Origin of the sequence: Burkholderia sp. BCC1996 (assembly GCF_905339955.1) — a bacterium.
Lineage (GTDB): Bacteria > Pseudomonadota > Gammaproteobacteria > Burkholderiales > Burkholderiaceae > Burkholderia.
The window spans coordinates 20644-38388 of the sequence record NZ_CAJPHM010000010.1 but is presented as its reverse complement, the minus strand read 5'-3'; the positions used below and the strand labels follow the sequence as shown (position 1 = coordinate 38388).

At 64.6% G+C, this 17745-nt stretch carries 18 protein-coding genes and 1 tRNA gene; 18 read left to right on the top strand and 1 reads right to left on the bottom strand.

Annotated features, from left to right (window positions below; translation table 11 throughout):
• Nucleotides 1-244 precede the first annotated feature (244 nt).
• Nucleotides 245-757, bottom strand: a complete 513-nt coding sequence (locus U4Z64_RS16385) for a hypothetical protein (RefSeq protein WP_321820495.1) — start codon at nt 755-757, stop codon at nt 245-247.
• Nucleotides 758-947: 190 nt separating this feature from the next.
• On the opposite strand from U4Z64_RS16385, the gene U4Z64_RS16380 reads away from it, so the two are divergent.
• The 18 genes from U4Z64_RS16380 to nuoK all read left to right on the top strand — a co-directional run bounded on the left by U4Z64_RS16380 (nt 948) and on the right by nuoK (nt 17733).
• Nucleotides 948-2207 (top strand): branched-chain amino acid ABC transporter substrate-binding protein, encoded by a 1260-nt coding sequence (locus U4Z64_RS16380; RefSeq protein WP_124487248.1) that lies wholly within the window; start codon nt 948-950, stop codon nt 2205-2207.
• A gap of 117 nt (nt 2208-2324) precedes the next feature.
• Nucleotides 2325-2594, top strand: a complete 270-nt coding sequence (gene rpsO / locus U4Z64_RS16375; RefSeq protein ID WP_006398792.1) for a 30S ribosomal protein S15 — start codon at nt 2325-2327, stop codon at nt 2592-2594.
• Nucleotides 2595-2885: 291 nt separating this feature from the next.
• Nucleotides 2886-5033, top strand: coding sequence for a polyribonucleotide nucleotidyltransferase (gene pnp / locus U4Z64_RS16370; protein ID WP_321820494.1), 2148 nt, complete (start codon nt 2886-2888; stop codon nt 5031-5033).
• A 143-nt stretch (nt 5034-5176) separates the two neighbouring features.
• Entirely contained in the window at nt 5177-6196 is a 1020-nt protein-coding gene (locus tag U4Z64_RS16365; RefSeq protein WP_044844666.1) for an NAD(P)H-quinone oxidoreductase, read from the top strand.
• 140 nt (nt 6197-6336) lie between these two features.
• A complete protein-coding gene (gene tpiA, locus U4Z64_RS16360) occupies nt 6337-7092 on the top strand; it encodes a triose-phosphate isomerase (protein WP_124522488.1) in 756 nt (251 codons plus the stop codon).
• Between the two features lie 72 nt (nt 7093-7164).
• The gene (secG, locus tag U4Z64_RS16355; RefSeq protein WP_042977371.1) at nt 7165-7545 is read left to right on the top strand and encodes a preprotein translocase subunit SecG; all 381 of its coding nucleotides are present in this window, start codon (nt 7165-7167) and stop codon (nt 7543-7545) included.
• Nucleotides 7546-7656: 111 nt separating this feature from the next.
• Nucleotides 7657-7741, top strand: a tRNA-Leu gene (locus tag U4Z64_RS16350).
• 154 nt (nt 7742-7895) lie between these two features.
• The gene (locus U4Z64_RS16345; protein WP_006398798.1) at nt 7896-8255 is read left to right on the top strand and encodes an NADH-quinone oxidoreductase subunit A; all 360 of its coding nucleotides are present in this window, start codon (nt 7896-7898) and stop codon (nt 8253-8255) included.
• 62 nt (nt 8256-8317) lie between these two features.
• Nucleotides 8318-8797, top strand: a complete 480-nt coding sequence (locus tag U4Z64_RS16340) for a NuoB/complex I 20 kDa subunit family protein (protein WP_006398799.1) — start codon at nt 8318-8320, stop codon at nt 8795-8797.
• A 21-nt stretch (nt 8798-8818) separates the two neighbouring features.
• Nucleotides 8819-9421, top strand: coding sequence for an NADH-quinone oxidoreductase subunit C (locus tag U4Z64_RS16335; protein ID WP_044844664.1), 603 nt, complete (start codon nt 8819-8821; stop codon nt 9419-9421).
• A gap of 9 nt (nt 9422-9430) precedes the next feature.
• Complete coding sequence (locus U4Z64_RS16330; RefSeq protein WP_044844663.1) at nt 9431-10684, top strand: NADH-quinone oxidoreductase subunit D; 1254 nt, start codon at nt 9431-9433, stop codon at nt 10682-10684.
• Nucleotides 10685-10864: 180 nt separating this feature from the next.
• On the top strand, nt 10865-11350 hold the full coding sequence (nuoE, locus tag U4Z64_RS16325) for an NADH-quinone oxidoreductase subunit NuoE (protein WP_006478266.1): 486 nt from the start codon (nt 10865-10867) through the stop codon (nt 11348-11350).
• On the top strand, nt 11347-12657 hold the full coding sequence (gene nuoF / locus U4Z64_RS16320) for an NADH-quinone oxidoreductase subunit NuoF (protein WP_006756904.1): 1311 nt from the start codon (nt 11347-11349) through the stop codon (nt 12655-12657). Before nuoE ends, nuoF begins: the two co-directional genes overlap by 4 nt.
• Before the next feature lie 84 nt (nt 12658-12741).
• Nucleotides 12742-15072, top strand: coding sequence for an NADH-quinone oxidoreductase subunit NuoG (nuoG, locus tag U4Z64_RS16315; protein ID WP_321820493.1), 2331 nt, complete (start codon nt 12742-12744; stop codon nt 15070-15072).
• On the top strand, nt 15073-16140 hold the full coding sequence (gene nuoH / locus U4Z64_RS16310; RefSeq protein ID WP_044844661.1) for an NADH-quinone oxidoreductase subunit NuoH: 1068 nt from the start codon (nt 15073-15075) through the stop codon (nt 16138-16140). It abuts the gene before it with no gap.
• Between the two features lie 15 nt (nt 16141-16155).
• Nucleotides 16156-16644, top strand: coding sequence for an NADH-quinone oxidoreductase subunit NuoI (gene nuoI, locus U4Z64_RS16305; protein ID WP_321820492.1), 489 nt, complete (start codon nt 16156-16158; stop codon nt 16642-16644).
• Between the two features lie 114 nt (nt 16645-16758).
• The gene (locus tag U4Z64_RS16300) at nt 16759-17409 is read left to right on the top strand and encodes an NADH-quinone oxidoreductase subunit J (RefSeq protein ID WP_044844660.1); all 651 of its coding nucleotides are present in this window, start codon (nt 16759-16761) and stop codon (nt 17407-17409) included.
• An 18-nt stretch (nt 17410-17427) separates the two neighbouring features.
• Complete coding sequence (nuoK, locus tag U4Z64_RS16295; protein ID WP_004185739.1) at nt 17428-17733, top strand: NADH-quinone oxidoreductase subunit NuoK; 306 nt, start codon at nt 17428-17430, stop codon at nt 17731-17733.
• Nucleotides 17734-17745 lie beyond the last annotated feature (12 nt).

The window sequence follows — 17745 nt, the reverse complement described above, 5'->3', positions numbered from 1 at the left end:
GATCTGGAGAGGTGCACCGAATGCACCAATGCAACGCATGACATGTATCGTGCATGCCTGTTTCCCGCCGGCGGCCGCGTGGTGCGGGGCTCTCCGCGATGCTTTGGGCGCATATTCGATCGGAAAGGATTGCTGCTTCAATTCGAAATTAATCGAATATGACGGAAAAAATGAAATGGCCATTCACGCAACGATTCGTGAATGGCCATTGTGAAAATTTCGCGTAAATGCGCAATCGATCCGATCAGAACAGATTGCGGCGGTCGGGATCGTGCAGCGGGTCCGGTGTTTTCTGCGTGGTGCGCAGGATGCCCTGCGGGTCGAAGTAGAAGCTGTACATCATGTACCAGACGTTGTCTTCGAGATAGCGGTAGGTCCATACCTCGCGCTTCATCAGCGGGAAGTAGGACGTCTCGACCGGGCGGCCGAAATTGACGAGCACGTCGGTCTTGGTCCACTTGCCGATATCCGCGCGATAGAACTCGCTCGGCTGCAGCACCTGGCGCACGTTGACGATCCGGTGGGCCGCGTCGACGTCGGCCGCGACGGTGATCTCGCCCATCGGCTGGGTCGGCCACATCAGGCGCTTGCCGCCGCCGGGCAGGTCGTAGATCTCGCGCGGCGGGCCCATGCGCGCGACGATCGCCGACTCGTCCTGGCCGGCCTGGTATTGCTGCCACGGTTGCGCACAGCCGGCGAGCAGCGCCGCCGCACAGGCGACCAGCGCCGGCAGGCGCGCGGGAATGCGAATGCGCATGGGATCCTCCAGAACGCTCTAACCGTTCAGTTGTATCACGGACGGCGCGCGCCGGCGCATCGTGCCGAAAAAATCGGTGCGGATCGCCGGCCGGGTGTCGTCGGGCTATCGTTGCGCGCCGGGCTTGCGGCCGGCGCCGCCCGCGTCCTATGATCCGCGCTTCTCGGACAGGTTGAAGGGCAGGGAGCCGATGCAGCTGTGGAAACGGTATGCGCTCGCGTGGAGCGCCGGGTGGATGCTGGCGTCGTCCGCGTTCGCGGCAGGCGAGCCGGTGCGAATCGCGCTGATCGAAGGGATGTCGGGCCCGTTCGCGAACGCGGGCGCGGCCGTCGAGCGCAACCTGCGCTTCGGCGTCGAGCGGGTCAACGCGGCGGGCGGCGTGAAGCTGCGTGACGGCGCGCACCCGCTCGAACTCGTCGTGCTCGACAGCAAGGGCAGCCCGGAGGAGGCGCTCGTGCAGTTGCGGGCGGCGGCGGACCGGCACATCGGTTTCGTCGCGCAGGGCAACAGCTCGGCGGTCGCGGCCGCGCTCGTCGCGGCGCTCGACAAGCTGAACGCGCGCAATCCGGACAGCCGGATGCTGTTCCTCAACTATTCGGCCGACGATCCGGCGCTGACCGGTGCGCGCTGCAGCTTCTGGCATTTCCGCTTCGACGCGCACGCGGGGATGCGGATGGCCGCGCTGGCGGACGTGATGGCGCGCGACCGCCCGCTGCGCAAGGTCTACCTGCTGAACCAGGACTACAGCTTCGGCCACGACGTCAGCGCGCTGGCGCGGCAGGCGCTGGCCGAGCGGCGCCCCGACGTGACGATCGCCGGCGACGAATTCCACCCGATCGGCCGCATCAAGGATTTCTCGCCCTATATCGCGAAGATTCGCGCAAGCGGCGCGGACGCCGTCGTGACCGGCAACTGGGGCAACGACCTCACGCTGCTCGTGAAGGCGGCGCGCGAGCAGGGGCTGAACGCGAAGTTCTATACGTTCTATGGCAACAGCCTCGGCGCGCCGGCCGCGCTCGGCGATGCGGGCGTCGGCCGGGTGGTCGCCGTCGCGGACTGGCATCCGAACGCGGGCGGCGCGCAATCGGACGGGTTCTACCGCGCGTACCGGACCCGTTTTCCCGCTGCCCCGGACGACTATCCGGTGCGACGGATGAGCCTGATGATCGAGATGCTCGCGGCGGCGATGAATCGCGCCGGCTCGTCCGACCCCGTCGCAGTGGCGCGCGCGCTCGAAGGGCTGTCGCTCGACGACGGCTTCCACGCGTCGTCGATGCGGGCGCAGGATCACCAGTTGATCCAGCCCCTTTACGTGATGGAAATGGACAAGGCCGGCACGCCGGGCGTGCGCTTCGACAACGAGGGCTCGGGATACGGTTTCCGGACCGTCCTCGCGGTGCCCGCGCAGCGCACGCAGATGCCGTCGACCTGCTCGATGACGCGCCCGTGACAGGAGGCGATGGAACGGCGTGCAGTTGTGCTACAATGCCCGCCGGTTGTAAGTCACGGCACGGCCATTCTTCCGTGTCCGCCTGTTAGTTAGCCAGTAGGAAACAAAGGAAATCTCATGTCTGTTGCAGATATCAAGAAGTCGGAAGTCGTTGCTCAGTTCGCCCGCGGTACCAACGACACGGGTTCGCCCGAAGTCCAGGTCGCACTGCTGACCGCACGTATCGTCGAACTGACGGGTCACTTCAAGACCCACGCGAAGGATCACCACAGCCGCCGCGGCCTGCTGCGCATGGTGAGCCGCCGCCGCAAGCTGCTCGACTACCTCAAGGGCAAGGATGCCGACCGTTACCGCGCGCTGATCGAGAAGCTGGGTCTGCGTAAGTAATCGAGGCGATTGCCGCCAGCAAGATGCCTGTGTCAGTCCGCTGATGCAGGCATTTTGTTTTTGCGCGGTGCGTAGCGTCACGCGCACCGCAGGTCGTCCGGCACATGCGTGCCGGGCTGCCGGAACGGCTGATACCGGGGTCGGGATTTGTGTCATTCCAGCGCGCCGCTCGACGAGCGGCGTGCTGGAATGGCATAAAAAACACACCTTGCTCCGGGTGATTCGGTCGGGACGCCGCCGCGCGGGATGGCCCGCACGGCGAATGAAATGAATGAATTCAAAGGAGCAACCATGTCCATGTTCAACAAGGTCGTGAAGGAATTCCAGTGGGGCCAGCACAAGGTGCGCCTCGAAACCGGTGAAGTCGCCCGCCAGGCGAGCGGTGCCGTGATCGTCGACGTGGAAGACACCGTCGTGCTGGCCACCGTCGTCGGCGCGAAGTCGGCGAAGCCGGGTCAGGATTTCTTCCCGCTGACCGTCGACTACCTCGAAAAGACCTACTCGGCCGGCAAGATCCCGGGCGGCTTCTTCCGTCGCGAAGGCCGTCCGTCGGAACACGAGACGCTGACGTCGCGCCTGATCGACCGTCCGCTGCGCCCGCTGTTCCCGGAAGGCTTCTACAACGAAGTCCAGGTCGTGATCCACGTGCTGTCCGTGAACCCGGAAATCCCGGCGGACATCCCTGCGCTGATCGGCGCATCGGCTGCGCTCGCCGTGTCGGGCCTGCCGTTCAACGGCCCGGTCGGTGCCGCGCGTGTCGCGTACATCGACAACGCCTACGTGCTGAACCCGACGCGTGACCAGATCAAGGCATCGAGCCTCGACCTCGTCGTCGCCGGTACGGAGCGTGCGGTGCTGATGGTCGAATCGGAAGCCGATCAACTGTCGGAAGAAGTGATGCTGGGCGCGGTCGTGTTCGGCCACGAGCAGATGCAGGTCGCGATCGACGCGATCCACGAGCTGGTGCGCGAAGGCGGCAAGCCCGAGTGGGACTGGCAGCCGGCGCCGAAGAACGAGGCGCTGATCGCGCGCGTGACCGAGCTGGCGCAGAACGACCTGCTCGCCGCTTACCAGCTGCGCGACAAGCAGGCTCGCTCGACGAAGCTGAAGGAAGTCTACGCAGCAACCTCGGCGAAGCTCGAGGAAGACGCGCTGGCGGCCGGCACGGTCGCGGCCGACAAGGCGACCGTCGGCAACGTGCTGTTCGACATCGAGGCAAAGATCGTCCGTTCGCAGATCCTGAACGGCGAGCCGCGCATCGACGGTCGCGACACGCGCACCGTGCGTCCGATCGAGATCCGCACCGGCGTGCTGCCGCGCACCCACGGTTCGGCGCTGTTCACGCGTGGCGAAACGCAGGCGCTCGTCGTCGCGACGCTCGGCACGAAGGGTGACGAGCAGATCATCGACGCGCTCGAAGGCGAATACCGCGAGCGTTTCATGCTCCACTACAACATGCCCCCGTTCGCGACCGGCGAAACGGGCCGCGTCGGCTCGCCGAAGCGTCGTGAAATCGGCCACGGCCGTCTCGCGAAGCGCGCGCTGGTCAAGTGCCTGCCGAGCGCCGACGAATTCGGCTACTCGATCCGCGTCGTGTCGGAAATCACCGAATCGAACGGTTCGTCGTCGATGGCATCGGTGTGCGGCGGCTGTCTCGCGCTGATGGACGCCGGCGTGCCGATGAAGGCGCACGTCGCGGGTATCGCGATGGGCCTGATCCTCGAAGGCAACAAGTTCGCGGTGCTGACCGACATCCTCGGCGACGAAGATCACCTCGGCGACATGGACTTCAAGGTGGCCGGCACGGAGCAAGGCGTGACGGCGCTGCAGATGGACATCAAGATCCAGGGCATCACGAAGGAAATCATGCAGGTCGCGCTCGCGCAGGCGAAGGAAGGCCGCATGCACATCCTCGGCAAGATGACCTCGGCGGTCTCGGGTGCGAACACGCAACTGTCGGAATTCGCGCCGCGCATGATCACGATCAAGATCAACCCGGAAAAGATCCGCGACGTGATCGGCAAGGGCGGTTCGGTGATCCGCGCGCTGACCGAAGAAACCGGCACGACCATCGACATCTCCGATGACGGCATCGTGACGATCGCGAGCACGAACAGCGAAGGCATGGCCGAAGCGAAGAAGCGCATCGAGCAAATCACGGCCGAGATCGAAGTCGGCCAGGTGTACGAAGGCACGGTGCTCAAGCTGCTCGATTTCGGCGCGATCGTGAACCTGCTGCCGGGCAAGGACGGCCTGCTGCACATCTCGGAAATCGTCAACGAGCGCGTGAAGGACATCAACGACTACCTGAAGGAAGGCCAGCAGGTGAAGGTCAAGGTGATCCAGACGGACGAGAAGGGTCGCGTGCGTCTGTCGGCGAAGGCGCTGCTGAACGAAGCAGCGGCAGCGTCGCATTCGGATACGCCGCCGCAGCAGTAAGCGGACAGGCGTGAGAACGGCCGGCAGTGCGAAAGCGTGCCGGCCGTTTTTTCTGTAGCATCGTTGTGCGGCGCAGCAGCGCCGGCGAGGCGCCCGTGCCGCGCACGGGTGCGCCACCCGATTCCGATCCTGGAGCGACCACCATGCAAGCCATCGAAATCACCGAATTCGGCGCCCCCGACGTGCTGAAGCTCGCGGAGCGTCCGCGCCCCGAACCGAAGCGCGGCGAAGTGCTGATCAAGGTGGCGGCTTCCGGCGTGAACCGGCCCGACGTATTCCAGCGCAAGGGCGCCTATGCGCCGCCGCCGGGGGCATCGGATCTGCCGGGCCTCGAGGTCGCGGGCGAGATCGTCGGCGGCGACCTGTCGGATGCGGCGCTGAACCCGTTCGGCCTGAAGCTGGGCGATCGCGTCTGCGCGCTGCTCGCGGGCGGCGGCTACGCCGAGTACGCGGTCGCGCCGCTGCCGCAATGCCTGCCGGTTCCCGACGGGCTGACCGACATCGAAGCCGCATCGCTGCCTGAAACGTTCTTCACGGTGTGGAGCAACGTGTTCGACCGCGCGCTGCTCGGCGCGGGCGAGGGCGGCGAGCAGGAAACGCTGCTCGTGCAGGGCGGCTCGAGCGGGATCGGCGTGACGGCGATCCAGATCGCGCACGCGCTCGGCTATCGCGTGTTCGCGACGGCCGGGAATGCCGACAAATGCCGGGCATGCGAGGCGCTCGGCGCCGAACGTGCAATCAACTACAAGACCGAGGACTTCGTCGAGGTCGTCAAGTCGCTGACGCACGATCGCGGCGTCGACGTGATCCTCGACATGGTCGCGGGCTCATACGTGCCGCGCGAACTGTCCGCGCTCGCGGATGGCGGCCGCCTCGTGCTGATCGCGCTGCTCGGCGGGGCGAAGGCCGAGGTCAACCTGAACGAGATCCTGCGCCGCCGGCTGACGGTGACGGGCTCGACACTGCGTCCGCGTCCGGTCGAATTCAAGGCGCGCATCGCCGCACAGCTGAAGGCGCGCGTCTGGCCGCTGCTCGCGGACGGCCGCATCAAGCCCGTGATCTACCGCGTGCTGCCGGCCGGCGAGGCCGCGCAGGCGCATGCGCTGATGGAAAGCGGCGAGCACATCGGCAAGATCGTGCTCGATTGGGGTACGACCACCTGACGGCCGTGCGGCCGGACTTGACATGCGCGGTTTGACCGGTTCAAGCCGCGCGCAGTAAAATCGCGGGTTTGCTTCGCCAGATCCAACCTGACGGCCGGTTTCCGGTGCGTTAATGACAAGATAGTGACGAGACAGACACGATGTCGAAACAACGAACGAAGCGAGTGATCGGCAACTGGAAGATGCACGGCCGGCTGGCCGGCAACCAGGCGTTGCTGAACGAAGTGGTGCAGGGCGCAGGCGCGGTGGCGGCCGAGACGTCGATCGGCGTGTGCGTGCCGTTCCCGTATCTCGCGCAGGTTCAGGCGCAGCTCGCCGGCGGCCGTGTCGCGTTCGGCGCGCAGGACGTGTCCGCGCACGAGCAGGGCGCGTTCACCGGTGAAGTGGCGGCCGCGATGGTGGCGGAGTTCGGCGCGCAGTATGCGATCGTCGGTCACTCGGAGCGCCGCGCGTATCACGGCGAGCGCAGCGAAACCGTCGCTGCGAAGACGCAGCGCGCGCTCGCGGCAGGCCTCACGCCCGTCGTGTGCGTCGGTGAAACACTCGACGAGCGCGAAGCGGGTGCGACCGAGCAGGTGGTCGGTGCACAGCTCGACGCCGTGCTGGCCGTGCTGACGGCCGACGAAGCGGCGCGCATCGTCGTCGCGTACGAGCCGGTCTGGGCGATCGGCACGGGCAAGAGCGCGACGTCGGCGCAGGCGCAGGACGTACACGCATTCCTGCGTGCGCGTCTCGCGGCGAAAGGGGCGGCGGACGTATCGGTGCTGTACGGCGGCAGCGTGAAGCCGGACAACGCGGAAGAGCTGTTCGCGCAGCCGGACATCGACGGCGGCCTGATCGGCGGCGCGTCGCTGAAGGCGGAAGATTTCCTGGCGATCTGCCGGGCCGCGCGTTGAGCGGTCCGGGGTCGAATTGAACCATGTTGGCGGCCGGTCGGTCCGGTCGCCTGATCCAATCGGGTGGGTGTGATGCTGTTATTCAAGACGCTGATTATTGTCGTGCAGGTACTGTCTGCACTGGGTGTGATCGGGCTGGTGCTGCTCCAGCACGGCAAGGGTGCCGACATGGGTGCTGCATTCGGCAGCGGCGCGTCGGGCAGCCTGTTCGGTGCGACCGGCTCCGCGAACTTTCTGTCGCGCACGACGGGCATTCTCGCGACGATCTTTTTCGTCGCGACGCTCGCACTGACGTATCTCGGTTCGTACAAGTCGACGCCGTCGGCCGGCGTGCTCGGCACGGCAGCGACCGCGCCGGCATCGGCACCTGCAGCATCGGCACCGGCAGTCGCGGCGTCCGCCGCGGTTGCGGGGTCGGCCGCAAGCGCGCCGGGCCAGGACGTCCCGAAATAAAAAGTTAAATTTTTTGCGGTTGTGCGTTGAACAAATCTGGAACTCGGGTTAGAATTTAATTCTTGAAGCGATTCGCGGGAAACGAGCAGTACAACCCGAGTTGCATGCAGTGCCGACGTGGTGAAATTGGTAGACACGCTATCTTGAGGGGGTAGTGGCGAAAGCTGTGCGAGTTCGAGTCTCGCCGTCGGCACCAAAGTTACTCAATGCCAGCCGCTTCTAGTGGCTGGCATTTTTCATTTGTGGGGTGTGCCTTGCGATTGTCTTGTGATTGCACGCACTCCGAAATGATTCCTTCCGCCGGAAGTGGTATTCTCCGGACGCTCAGAACCAACCGATAGAGGATTGCCTTGAACCTCGCAGCCTATTACCCCGTCTTGTTGTTCCTCCTCGTGGGCACTGGTTTAGGTATAGCGCTGGTCAGCATCGGCAAGCTCCTTGGTCCCAACAAGCCGGACGTCGAGAAGAACGCACCGTACGAGTGCGGCTTCGAAGCCTTTGAAGACGCCCGGATGAAATTCGACGTCCGGTACTACCTCGTCGCCATCCTGTTCATCATCTTCGATCTCGAAACCGCATTCCTGTTTCCGTGGGGCGTCGCGCTCCGGGACATCGGCTGGCCGGGTTTCATCGCAATGATGATTTTTCTGCTCGAATTCCTGCTGGGCTTTGCCTATATCTGGAAGAAAGGCGGCCTCGACTGGGAGTGATGGGTTAATCGCCGGTTTGCATGGGCGGCCACGCTGGGCCGCTCGTCTGGAGTGGAAAGCAAATGAGTATCGAAGGGGTCTTGAAGGAAGGGTTTGTCACCACGACGGCTGACAAGCTGATCAACTGGACGCGTACCGGCTCGCTGTGGCCGATGACGTTCGGGCTCGCGTGTTGCGCCGTCGAGATGATGCATGCGGGCGCGGCCCGTTACGACCTGGACCGGTTCGGGGTCGTGTTCCGTCCGAGCCCGCGTCAGTCGGACGTGATGATCGTCGCCGGCACGCTGTGCAACAAGATGGCGCCCGCACTGCGCCGCGTGTACGACCAGATGGCCGAGCCGCGCTGGGTGATCTCGATGGGGTCGTGCGCGAACGGTGGTGGCTACTACCACTACTCGTACTCGGTGGTCCGCGGTTGCGACCGGATCGTGCCGGTCGACGTCTACGTGCCGGGCTGTCCGCCCACGGCCGAGGCGCTGGTCTACGGCGTGATCCAGCTTCAGGCGAAGATCCGCCGCACCAACACCATCGCCCGTCAATAAAGCCCCGAGCGTCCCCTCAATATGGCAAGCAAAATCGAGACCCTCAAGGCCAACCTCGAAGCCGCGCTCGGCGCGCGCGTGGTGAGCCTCACCGAAGCGATCGGTGAACTGACGCTCGTCGTGAAGGCGAGCGATTACCTCGAAGTCGCAAAGACGCTGCGCGACGATCCGAAGCTCCGTTTCGAGCAGCTGATCGACCTGTGCGGCATCGACTATCAAACGTACGGCGACGGCGCCTACGACGGCCCGCGTTTCGCGGCCGTGTCGCAGCTGCTGTCGGTCACGAACAACTGGCGCCTGCGCCTGCGCGTGTTCGCGCCGGACGACGATCTGCCGATCGTGGCGTCGCTCGTCGACATCTGGACCTCCGCAAACTGGTACGAGCGCGAAGCGTTCGACCTGTACGGCCTCGTGTTCGAGGGTCACCCCGACCTGCGCCGCATCCTCACCGACTACGGCTTCATCGGCCATCCGTTCCGCAAGGACTTCCCGGTGTCGGGCTATGTCGAAATGCGTTACGACCCGGAAGAGAAGCGGGTCGTCTACCAGCCGGTGACGATCGAGCCGCGCGAAATCACGCCGCGCGTGATCCGCGAGGATCGCTATGGCGGTCTGAAACATTAAGGGGGCGTCATGGCAGAAATCAAGAACTACACCCTCAACTTCGGCCCGCAGCACCCGGCAGCGCACGGCGTGCTGCGCCTGGTGCTCGAGCTCGACGGCGAAGTCATCCAGCGTGCCGATCCGCACATCGGCCTGCTGCACCGCGCGACCGAAAAGCTCGCGGAAAGCAAGACCTTCATCCAGTCCGTGCCGTACATGGATCGTCTCGACTACGTGTCGATGATGGTCAACGAGCACGGCTACGTGCTCGCGATCGAGCGCCTGCTCGGCATCGATGTGCCGGAGCGCGCGCAGTACATCCGCGTGCTGTTCGACGAGATCACCCGCGTGCTGAACCACCTGATGTGGATCGGCGCGCACGCACTCGACGTCGGCGCGATGGCCGTGTTCCTGTACGCATTCCGCGAGCGCGAAGACCTGATGGACGTGTACGAAGCGGTGTCCGGTGCCCGGATGCACGCGGCGTACTACCGTCCGGGCGGCGTCTATCGCGACCTGCCTGACGCAATGCCGCAATACAAGGCGTCGAAGATTCGCAACGAGAAGGCGCTCGCGAAGATGAACGAAGCGCGCAGCGGCTCGGTGCTCGACTTCATCGACGACTTCTTCACGCGCTTCCCGAAGTGCGTCGACGAATACGAAACGCTGCTGACCGACAACCGGATCTGGAAACAGCGTCTGGTCGGGATCGGCGTCGTCAGCCCGGAGCGTGCGCTGCAGATGGGCCTGACGGGCCCGATGCTGCGCGGCTCGGGCATCGCCTGGGACCTGCGCAAGAAGCAGCCGTACGAAGTGTACGACCGCATGGACTTCGACGTGCCGGTCGGCGTGAACGGCGATTGCTACGACCGCTATCTGGTGCGCGTGGAAGAAATGCGCCAGTCGGTCCGTATCGCGAAACAGTGTATTGAGTGGCTCCGCAAGAATCCGGGCCCGGTGATGACCGACAATCACAAGGTTGCGCCGCCGTCGCGCGTCGGCATGAAGACCAACATGGAAGACTTGATTCACCACTTCAAGCTCTTCACCGAAGGTTTCCATGTGCCGGAAGGCGAGGCGTACGCGGCAGTCGAGCATCCGAAGGGCGAGTTCGGCATCTACCTCGTGTCGGACGGTGCCAACAAGCCGTATCGCCTCAAGATCCGCGCACCGGGCTTCGCGCACCTCGCGTCGCTCGACGAAATGGCGCGCGGTCACATGATTGCCGACGCCGTCACGATCATCGGTACGCAGGACATCGTGTTCGGCGAAATCGATCGCTAATGGTTGCGCCGCCTGCGCGAGCGGGCGGCGAGCAGTCAGTCACACGCGAAGTCACATGCGGTATGCGCCGAGCCGGCGCGGCTTCGCAAGCTGTCAACAGTGAGCGCCAGGTCTGCCGTCCATGCACAGCAGTGCGGCAGGTTGTTCGTTCGGTAGGAATTGAAAGAGTCGTGTCTGAAAATGATCTCAGCTGAAGGCCTGAAGGAAATCGATCGAGCGTTGACGAAGTATCCCGCCGATCAGAAACAGTCCGCCGTGATGTCGGCGTTGGCCGTCGCTCAGGAAGAGCACGGCTGGCTGTCGCCCGAACTGATGCAGTTCGTCGCGGACTATCTCGGCATGCCGGCCGTCGCCGTGCAGGAAGTCGCGACGTTCTACACGATGTACGAGCTCAAACCGGTCGGCAAGCACAAGATCACGCTCTGCACGAACCTGCCGTGCCAGCTTGGCCCGCACGGCGGCGCGGAAGCGACTGCCGACTACCTGAAACAGAAGCTGGGCATCGGCTTCGGCGAAACCACGCCCGACGGCAAGTTCACGCTGAAGGAAGGCGAATGCATGGGCTCGTGCGGCGATGCGCCGGTGCTGCTGGTGAACAATCACAGAATGTGCAGCTTCATGAGCCGCGAGAAGATCGACCAGCTGCTTGAGGAGCTCTCGAAATGACGTCCCTCCACGACCGTCACATCAAACCGCTGATCCTCGCTGGTCTGAACGGCGAGAACTGGCATCTCGAAGACTACGTTGCGCGCGGCGGCTACAAGCAACTGCGCCGCATTCTCGAAGAAAAGATTCCGCCGGAGCAGGTGATTGCCGACGTGAAGGCGTCGGGCCTGCGTGGCCGTGGCGGTGCGGGCTTCCCGACCGGCCTGAAGTGGAGCTTCATGCCGCGCCAGTTCCCGGGACAGAAGTACCTCGTCTGCAACTCGGACGAAGGCGAGCCGGGCACGTTCAAGGATCGCGACATCCTGCGCTGGAACCCGCATGCGCTGATCGAAGGCATGGCCATCGGCGCGTACGCGATGGGCATCACCGTCGGCTACAACTACATCCACGGCGAAATCTTCGAAGTGTATCGACGCTTCGAGGCCGCGCTCGATGAGGCGCGCGCCGCGGGTTTCCTCGGCGACAACATCATGGGCTCGGAATTCTCGTTCCAGCTGCACGCGCACCACGGTTACGGCGCGTACATCTGCGGCGAGGAAACGGCGCTGCTCGAGTCGCTCGAAGGCAAGAAGGGCCAGCCGCGCTTCAAGCCGCCGTTCCCGGCGAGCTTCGGCGTGTACGGCAAGCCGACCACGATCAACAACACCGAGACGTTTGCCGCGGTGCCGTTCCTGCTGTCCATCGGGCCGCAGAATTACCTCGAGATCGGCAAGCCGAACAACGGCGGCACGAAGATCTTCTCGGTGTCGGGCGACGTCGAGCGTCCGGGCAACTATGAAGTGCCGCTCGGCACGCCGTTCGCGACGCTGATGGAGCTCGCCGGCGGGATGCGCGGCGGCCGCAAGATCAAGGCCGTGATTCCGGGCGGCTCGTCGGCGCCGGTGATCCCGGGCGACATCATGATGCAGACCGATCTCGATTACGACTCGATCGCGAAGGCGGGCTCGATGCTCGGCTCCGGCGCGGTGATCGTGATGGACGAGACGCGCTGCATGGTGCGTTCGCTGCTGCGCCTGTCGTACTTCTACTACGAGGAATCGTGCGGCCAGTGCACGCCGTGCCGTGAAGGCACCGGCTGGCTGTATCGCGTCGTGAATCGTATCGAGCACGGCGAAGGCCGCCAGGAAGATCTGGACCTGCTGAACTCGGTTGCCGAGAACATCATGGGCCGCACGATCTGCGCGCTCGGCGATGCGGCGGCGATGCCGGTTCGCGGGATGCTCAAGCATTACTGGGACGAATTCGCATACCACGTCGAGCACAAGCACTGCATGGTCGGCGGCCACGCGCACGCGGCGGCAGCCTGAAGCGAAGCACCGGTTGCGGAATTTGAGCGCACGGTCGGGCGAAGGCGCGAACGGGCGGAAATAGGTTAAGGACCATTCACCATCATGGTTGAACTTGAAATAGACGGCAAGAAGGTCGAGGTGCCCGAAGGCAGCATGGTGATCCAGGCTGCGCACAAGGCGGATACGTACATTCCTCACTTCTGCTATCACAAGAAACTGTCGGTCGCGGCCAACTGCCGGATGTGTCTCGTCGAAGTCGAGAAGATGCCGAAGGCCGTGCCTGCCTGCGCGACGCCCGTGTCGGCCGGCATGATCGTGCACACGCAGTCCGACAAGGCCGTGAAGGCGCAGCAGTCGGTGATGGAATTCCTCCTCATCAACCATCCGCTCGACTGCCCGATCTGCGATCAGGGCGGCGAATGCCAGCTGCAGGATCTGGCGGTCGGCTACGGCAAGTCGTCGTCGCGCTACTCGGAAGAGAAGCGCGTGGTGTTCCACAAGAACGTGGGCCCGCTGATCTCGATGGAAGAAATGTCGCGCTGCATCCACTGCACGCGCTGCGTCCGCTTCGGCCAGGAAATCGCCGGCGTGATGGAGCTCGGCATGCTGGGCCGCGGCGAGCACTCGGAAATCACGACGTTCGTCGGCAAGACGGTCGACTCCGAACTGTCGGGCAACATGATCGACCTGTGCCCGGTCGGCGCGCTGACCAGCAAGCCGTTCCGCTACAGCGCCCGTACGTGGGAACTGTCGCGCCGCAAGTCGGTGAGCCCGCACGATTCCGTCGGCGCGAACCTCGTCGTGCAGGTGAAGAACAACCGCGTGATGCGCGTGCTGCCGTTCGAGAACGAAGCGATCAACGAATGCTGGATTTCGGACAAGGATCGTTTCTCGTACGAAGGCCTGAACAGCGAAGAGCGCCTGACGAAGCCGATGCTGAAGCAGGGCGGCCAGTGGATCGAAACCGACTGGCAGACCGCGCTCGAATACGTCGCGAAGGGCCTGAAGGGCATCGCAGCGGATCACGGCGCGAATGCGCTGGCGATGCTCGCGAGCGCGCACAGCACCGCTGAAGAGCTGTTCCTCGTGAAGCAGCTCGCCAACGAACTGAAGACGCCGAACGTCGACTTCCGTCTGCGTCAGCAGGATTTCTCGGCGCCGGTCCAGGGCGCACCGTGGCTCGGCATGCCGATCGCCGACCTGTCGAACGTGGATGCCGCGTTCGTCGTCGGTTCGTTCCTGCGCCGTGACCACCCGCTGTTCGCCGCACGCCTGCGCCAGGCCGCGAAGAACGGCGCGAAGCTGCACTTCCTGCACGCGACCGCCGACGACTCGCTGATCCCGACCGCGAAGCGCATCGTCGCCGCGCCGTCGGCATGGCTCGACGAACTGGCCGGCGTGGCCGCAGCCGTCGCGCAACTGCGCGGCGTCGCGCTGCCGGACGCGCTCGCGGGCGTCGCCGCATCGCCGGCTGCGCAAGCGGTCGCCCAGTCGCTCGTGAACGGCGAGCGCCGCGCGGTGCTGCTCGGCAACGCAGCCGTCCGTCATCCGCAATTCGCGAAGCTGCACGCCGTCGCACAGTGGATCGCCGACAACACCGGCGCCACGTTCGGCTTCCTGACGGAAGCGGCGAACACGGTCGGCGCGCACGTCGTCGGCGCACTGCCGGGCGAAGGCGGCCTGAACGCACGCGAAGCGTTCGCGCAGCCGCGCAAGGGTTACGTGCTGCTGAACGTCGAACCGGAATTCGACACGGCCGATCCGGCGCAGGCGCTTGCCGCGCTGAACCAGGCCGAGATGGTCGTCGTGATGTCGCCGTTCAAGCACGGCCTCGATTACGCCGACGTGCTGCTGCCGATCGCGCCGTTCACGGAAACGGCCGGTACGTACGTGAACGCGGAAGGCTCGGTGCAGAGCTTCAACGGCGTCGTGCGCCCGCTCGGCGACACGCGTCCGGCGTGGAAGGTGCTGCGCGTGCTCGGCAGCCTGCTCGGCCTGCCGAACTTCGAATACGAAACGGCGGAAGAAGTGCGTCTCGCGGCGCTCGGCGACGCAGGCGTCGCGAACCGTCTGTCGAACCAGGCGTCGGCCGCACCGGCCCGCGTCGCGGCAACGGCCGCGAACGGCGGCTTCGAGCGCCTCGCCGACGTGCCGATCTATCATGCCGACGCACTCGTGCGCCGCGCAGGTGCGCTGCACCTGACGGCCGCCGCGAAGGTAGCGAATGCCGCAGCCCTGCCGGCCGCGCTGTTCGACAAGCTGGGCTTGAAGGAAGGCGACGCGGTGCGCGTGCGCCAGGGCGAGCGTGCGGTGCAGTTGCCGGCCGTGCGCGACGCGAATCTTGCGGAGACGGTCGTTCGCGTGTCGGCGGCAACGCCTGCCGGCGCAGCGCTCGGCAGCCTGTCCGGTGAACTGGTGGTGGAGAAGGCGTAAATGAGCTTGTTCGATACGATCAACGCGGGCGGCGCCCAGGTTCTCGGCGTCGCGTGGCCGACGGTGTGGGCAATCGTGCGCATCCTCGTCGTCTCCGTCGTCATCCTGCTGTGCGTCGCGTACCTGATTCTGTGGGAACGCAAGCTGATCGGCTGGATGCACGTGCGTCTCGGCCCGAACCGCGTCGGCCCCGCCGGCCTGCTGCAGCCGATCGCCGACGTGCTGAAGCTGTTGCTGAAGGAAGTGATTCAGCCGAGCGCCGCCAGCCGCTGGCTGTACCTGATCGCACCGGTCATGACCGTCGTGCCGGCGTTCGCCGTGTGGGCGGTGATCCCGTTCCAGGCCGAAGCCGTGCTCGCGAACGTGAACGCGGGCCTGCTGTACGCGATGGCGATCTCGTCGATCGGCGTGTACGCGGTGATTCTCGCCGGCTGGGCATCGAACTCGAAGTACGCGTTCCTCGGCGCGATGCGCGCCGCGGCGCAGATGGTCTCGTACGAAATCTCGATGGGCTTCGCGCTGGTGCTCGTGCTGATGACGGCCGGCAGCCTGAACCTGTCGGAAATCGTCGGCTCGCAGCAGCACGGCTTCTTCGCCGGCCACGGCGTGAACTTCCTGTCGTGGAACTGGCTGCCGCTGCTGCCGGCGTTCGTCGTCTACTTCGTGTCCGGCATCGCCGAAACGAACCGTCACCCGTTCGACGTGGTGGAAGGGGAGTCGGAGATCGTCGCGGGTCACATGATCGATTACTCGGGCATGGCGTTCGCGCTGTTCTTCCTCGCCGAGTACATCAACATGATCGTGATCTCGGCGCTGGCCTCGACGCTGTTCCTCGGCGGCTGGGACGCACCGTTCGAATTCCTGTCGTTCATTCCGGGCATCTTCTGGCTGGTGCTGAAGGTATTCGCGCTGCTGTCGGTGTTCATCTGGGTGCGCGCGACGTTCCCGCGCTACCGTTACGACCAGATCATGCGTCTGGGCTGGAAGGTGTTCCTGCCCGTCACGGTGATCTGGGTGGTCGTGGTCGGCTTCTGGATGATGTCGCCGCTCAACATCTGGGTGAAGTAAAGATCGGACGAAATCATGACGGCTATCCAACACTTCTTTAAGACCTTCTTCCTGACCGAGCTGCTGAAGGGGCTTGCGATAACGGGGCGTTACACGTTCCGGCGCAAGTTCACCGTGCAGTTCCCGGAAGAGAAGACCCCGATTTCGCCGCGTTTCCGCGGGCTGCATGCGCTGCGCCGCTACGAAAACGGCGAAGAGCGCTGCATCGCGTGCAAGCTCTGCGAGGCCGTGTGCCCCGCGATGGCGATCACGATCGAATCGGAAACGCGCGCGGACAACACGCGCCGCACGACGCGCTACGACATCGACCTGACGAAGTGCATCTTCTGCGGTTTCTGCGAAGAAAGCTGCCCGGTCGATTCGATCGTCGAGACGCAGATTCTCGAGTACCACGGCGAAAAGCGCGGCGACCTGTATTTCACGAAGGATATGCTGCTCGCGGTGGGCGACCGCTACGAGAAGGACATCGCTGCGGCGAAGGCTGCCGACGCGCCGTATCGTTGATTGTGTTTGCAGTGCCGGCCCGGCATGAACGGGCCGAGCCGCCGCGACGGGTGCGGCACGCGAGAGCGTCCCGCAAGCCGCGCCTGACTATGGCCTAACGATGAACCGGTAATCATGGAATTCACGACCGTACTGTTCTACATCTTCGCGCTGCTCCTGGTGGTATCAGGGCTGAAGGTGATCACTTCGCGCAACCCGGTGGCGTCTGCGCTTTTCCTTGTGCTGGCGTTCTTCAACGCCGCCGCGATCTGGATGCTGCTGGAAGCGGAGTTCCTCGCGATCCTGCTGGTGCTGGTGTACGTGGGCGCCGTGATGGTGCTGTTCCTGTTCGTCGTGATGATGCTGGACATCAACATCGATTACCTGCGCCGCGACTTCAAGCGCTTCGTGCCGATGGCGACCGTCGTCGGCGCGATCATCGTGGTCGAGACCGCGCTGATCCTGTGGCGCGGCTACGGCGACACGCACACCGTGCACGCGATGGCGACGGGTGCGATGGCCGACTGGTCGAACACGCGTCTGATCGGCAAGGTGATCTACACCGACTACATCTTCGCGTTTGAAATCGCCGGCCTGGTGCTGCTGGTCGCGATCATTGCCGCGATCGGGCTGACCGAGCGCAAGGGCAAGGACAGCAAGCGCCAGCGCGTGTCGGATCAGGTCAAGGTGCGCCGCGACGACCGCGTGCGCCTCGTGAAGATGGAAGCGGACAAGCCGCAGCCGGAAACGGCGCAGAGCGAAGCCGGTACGAGCACCAACGGCTAAGCGGAGGAAAGGAAAACCATGCTGACTCTTGCTCATTACCTCGTGCTCGGCGCGATCCTCTTTGCGATCGCGATCGTCGGGATCTTCCTGAACCGCCGCAACATCATCATCATCCTGATGGCGATCGAGCTGATGCTGCTGGCGGTGAACACCAACTTCGTCGCGTTCTCGCACTACCTCGGCGACGTGCACGGCCAGATCTTCGTGTTCTTCGTGCTGACCGTCGCCGCAGCGGAAGCCGCGATCGGTCTCGCGATTCTGGTGACCCTGTTCCGTAAGCTCGACACGATCAATGTCGAGGATCTCGATCAGCTCAAAGGTTAATTTCAGGCAACG

Coding starts and splice junctions, on each gene's coding strand:
- U4Z64_RS16385 (WP_321820495.1), bottom strand. CDS start 757: ATGCGCATTCGCATTCCCGCGCGCCTGCCGGCGCTGGTCGCCTGTGCG.
- U4Z64_RS16380 (WP_124487248.1), top strand. CDS start 948: ATGCAGCTGTGGAAACGGTATGCGCTCGCGTGGAGCGCCGGGTGGATG.
- rpsO (WP_006398792.1), top strand. CDS start 2,325: ATGTCTGTTGCAGATATCAAGAAGTCGGAAGTCGTTGCTCAGTTCGCC.
- pnp (WP_321820494.1), top strand. CDS start 2,886: ATGTCCATGTTCAACAAGGTCGTGAAGGAATTCCAGTGGGGCCAGCAC.
- U4Z64_RS16365 (WP_044844666.1), top strand. CDS start 5,177: ATGCAAGCCATCGAAATCACCGAATTCGGCGCCCCCGACGTGCTGAAG.
- tpiA (WP_124522488.1), top strand. CDS start 6,337: ATGTCGAAACAACGAACGAAGCGAGTGATCGGCAACTGGAAGATGCAC.
- secG (WP_042977371.1), top strand. CDS start 7,165: ATGCTGTTATTCAAGACGCTGATTATTGTCGTGCAGGTACTGTCTGCA.
- U4Z64_RS16340 (WP_006398799.1), top strand. CDS start 8,318: ATGAGTATCGAAGGGGTCTTGAAGGAAGGGTTTGTCACCACGACGGCT.
- U4Z64_RS16335 (WP_044844664.1), top strand. CDS start 8,819: ATGGCAAGCAAAATCGAGACCCTCAAGGCCAACCTCGAAGCCGCGCTC.
- U4Z64_RS16330 (WP_044844663.1), top strand. CDS start 9,431: ATGGCAGAAATCAAGAACTACACCCTCAACTTCGGCCCGCAGCACCCG.
- nuoE (WP_006478266.1), top strand. CDS start 10,865: ATGATCTCAGCTGAAGGCCTGAAGGAAATCGATCGAGCGTTGACGAAG.
- nuoF (WP_006756904.1), top strand. CDS start 11,347: ATGACGTCCCTCCACGACCGTCACATCAAACCGCTGATCCTCGCTGGT.
- nuoG (WP_321820493.1), top strand. CDS start 12,742: ATGGTTGAACTTGAAATAGACGGCAAGAAGGTCGAGGTGCCCGAAGGC.
- nuoH (WP_044844661.1), top strand. CDS start 15,073: ATGAGCTTGTTCGATACGATCAACGCGGGCGGCGCCCAGGTTCTCGGC.
- nuoI (WP_321820492.1), top strand. CDS start 16,156: ATGACGGCTATCCAACACTTCTTTAAGACCTTCTTCCTGACCGAGCTG.
- U4Z64_RS16300 (WP_044844660.1), top strand. CDS start 16,759: ATGGAATTCACGACCGTACTGTTCTACATCTTCGCGCTGCTCCTGGTG.
- nuoK (WP_004185739.1), top strand. CDS start 17,428: ATGCTGACTCTTGCTCATTACCTCGTGCTCGGCGCGATCCTCTTTGCG.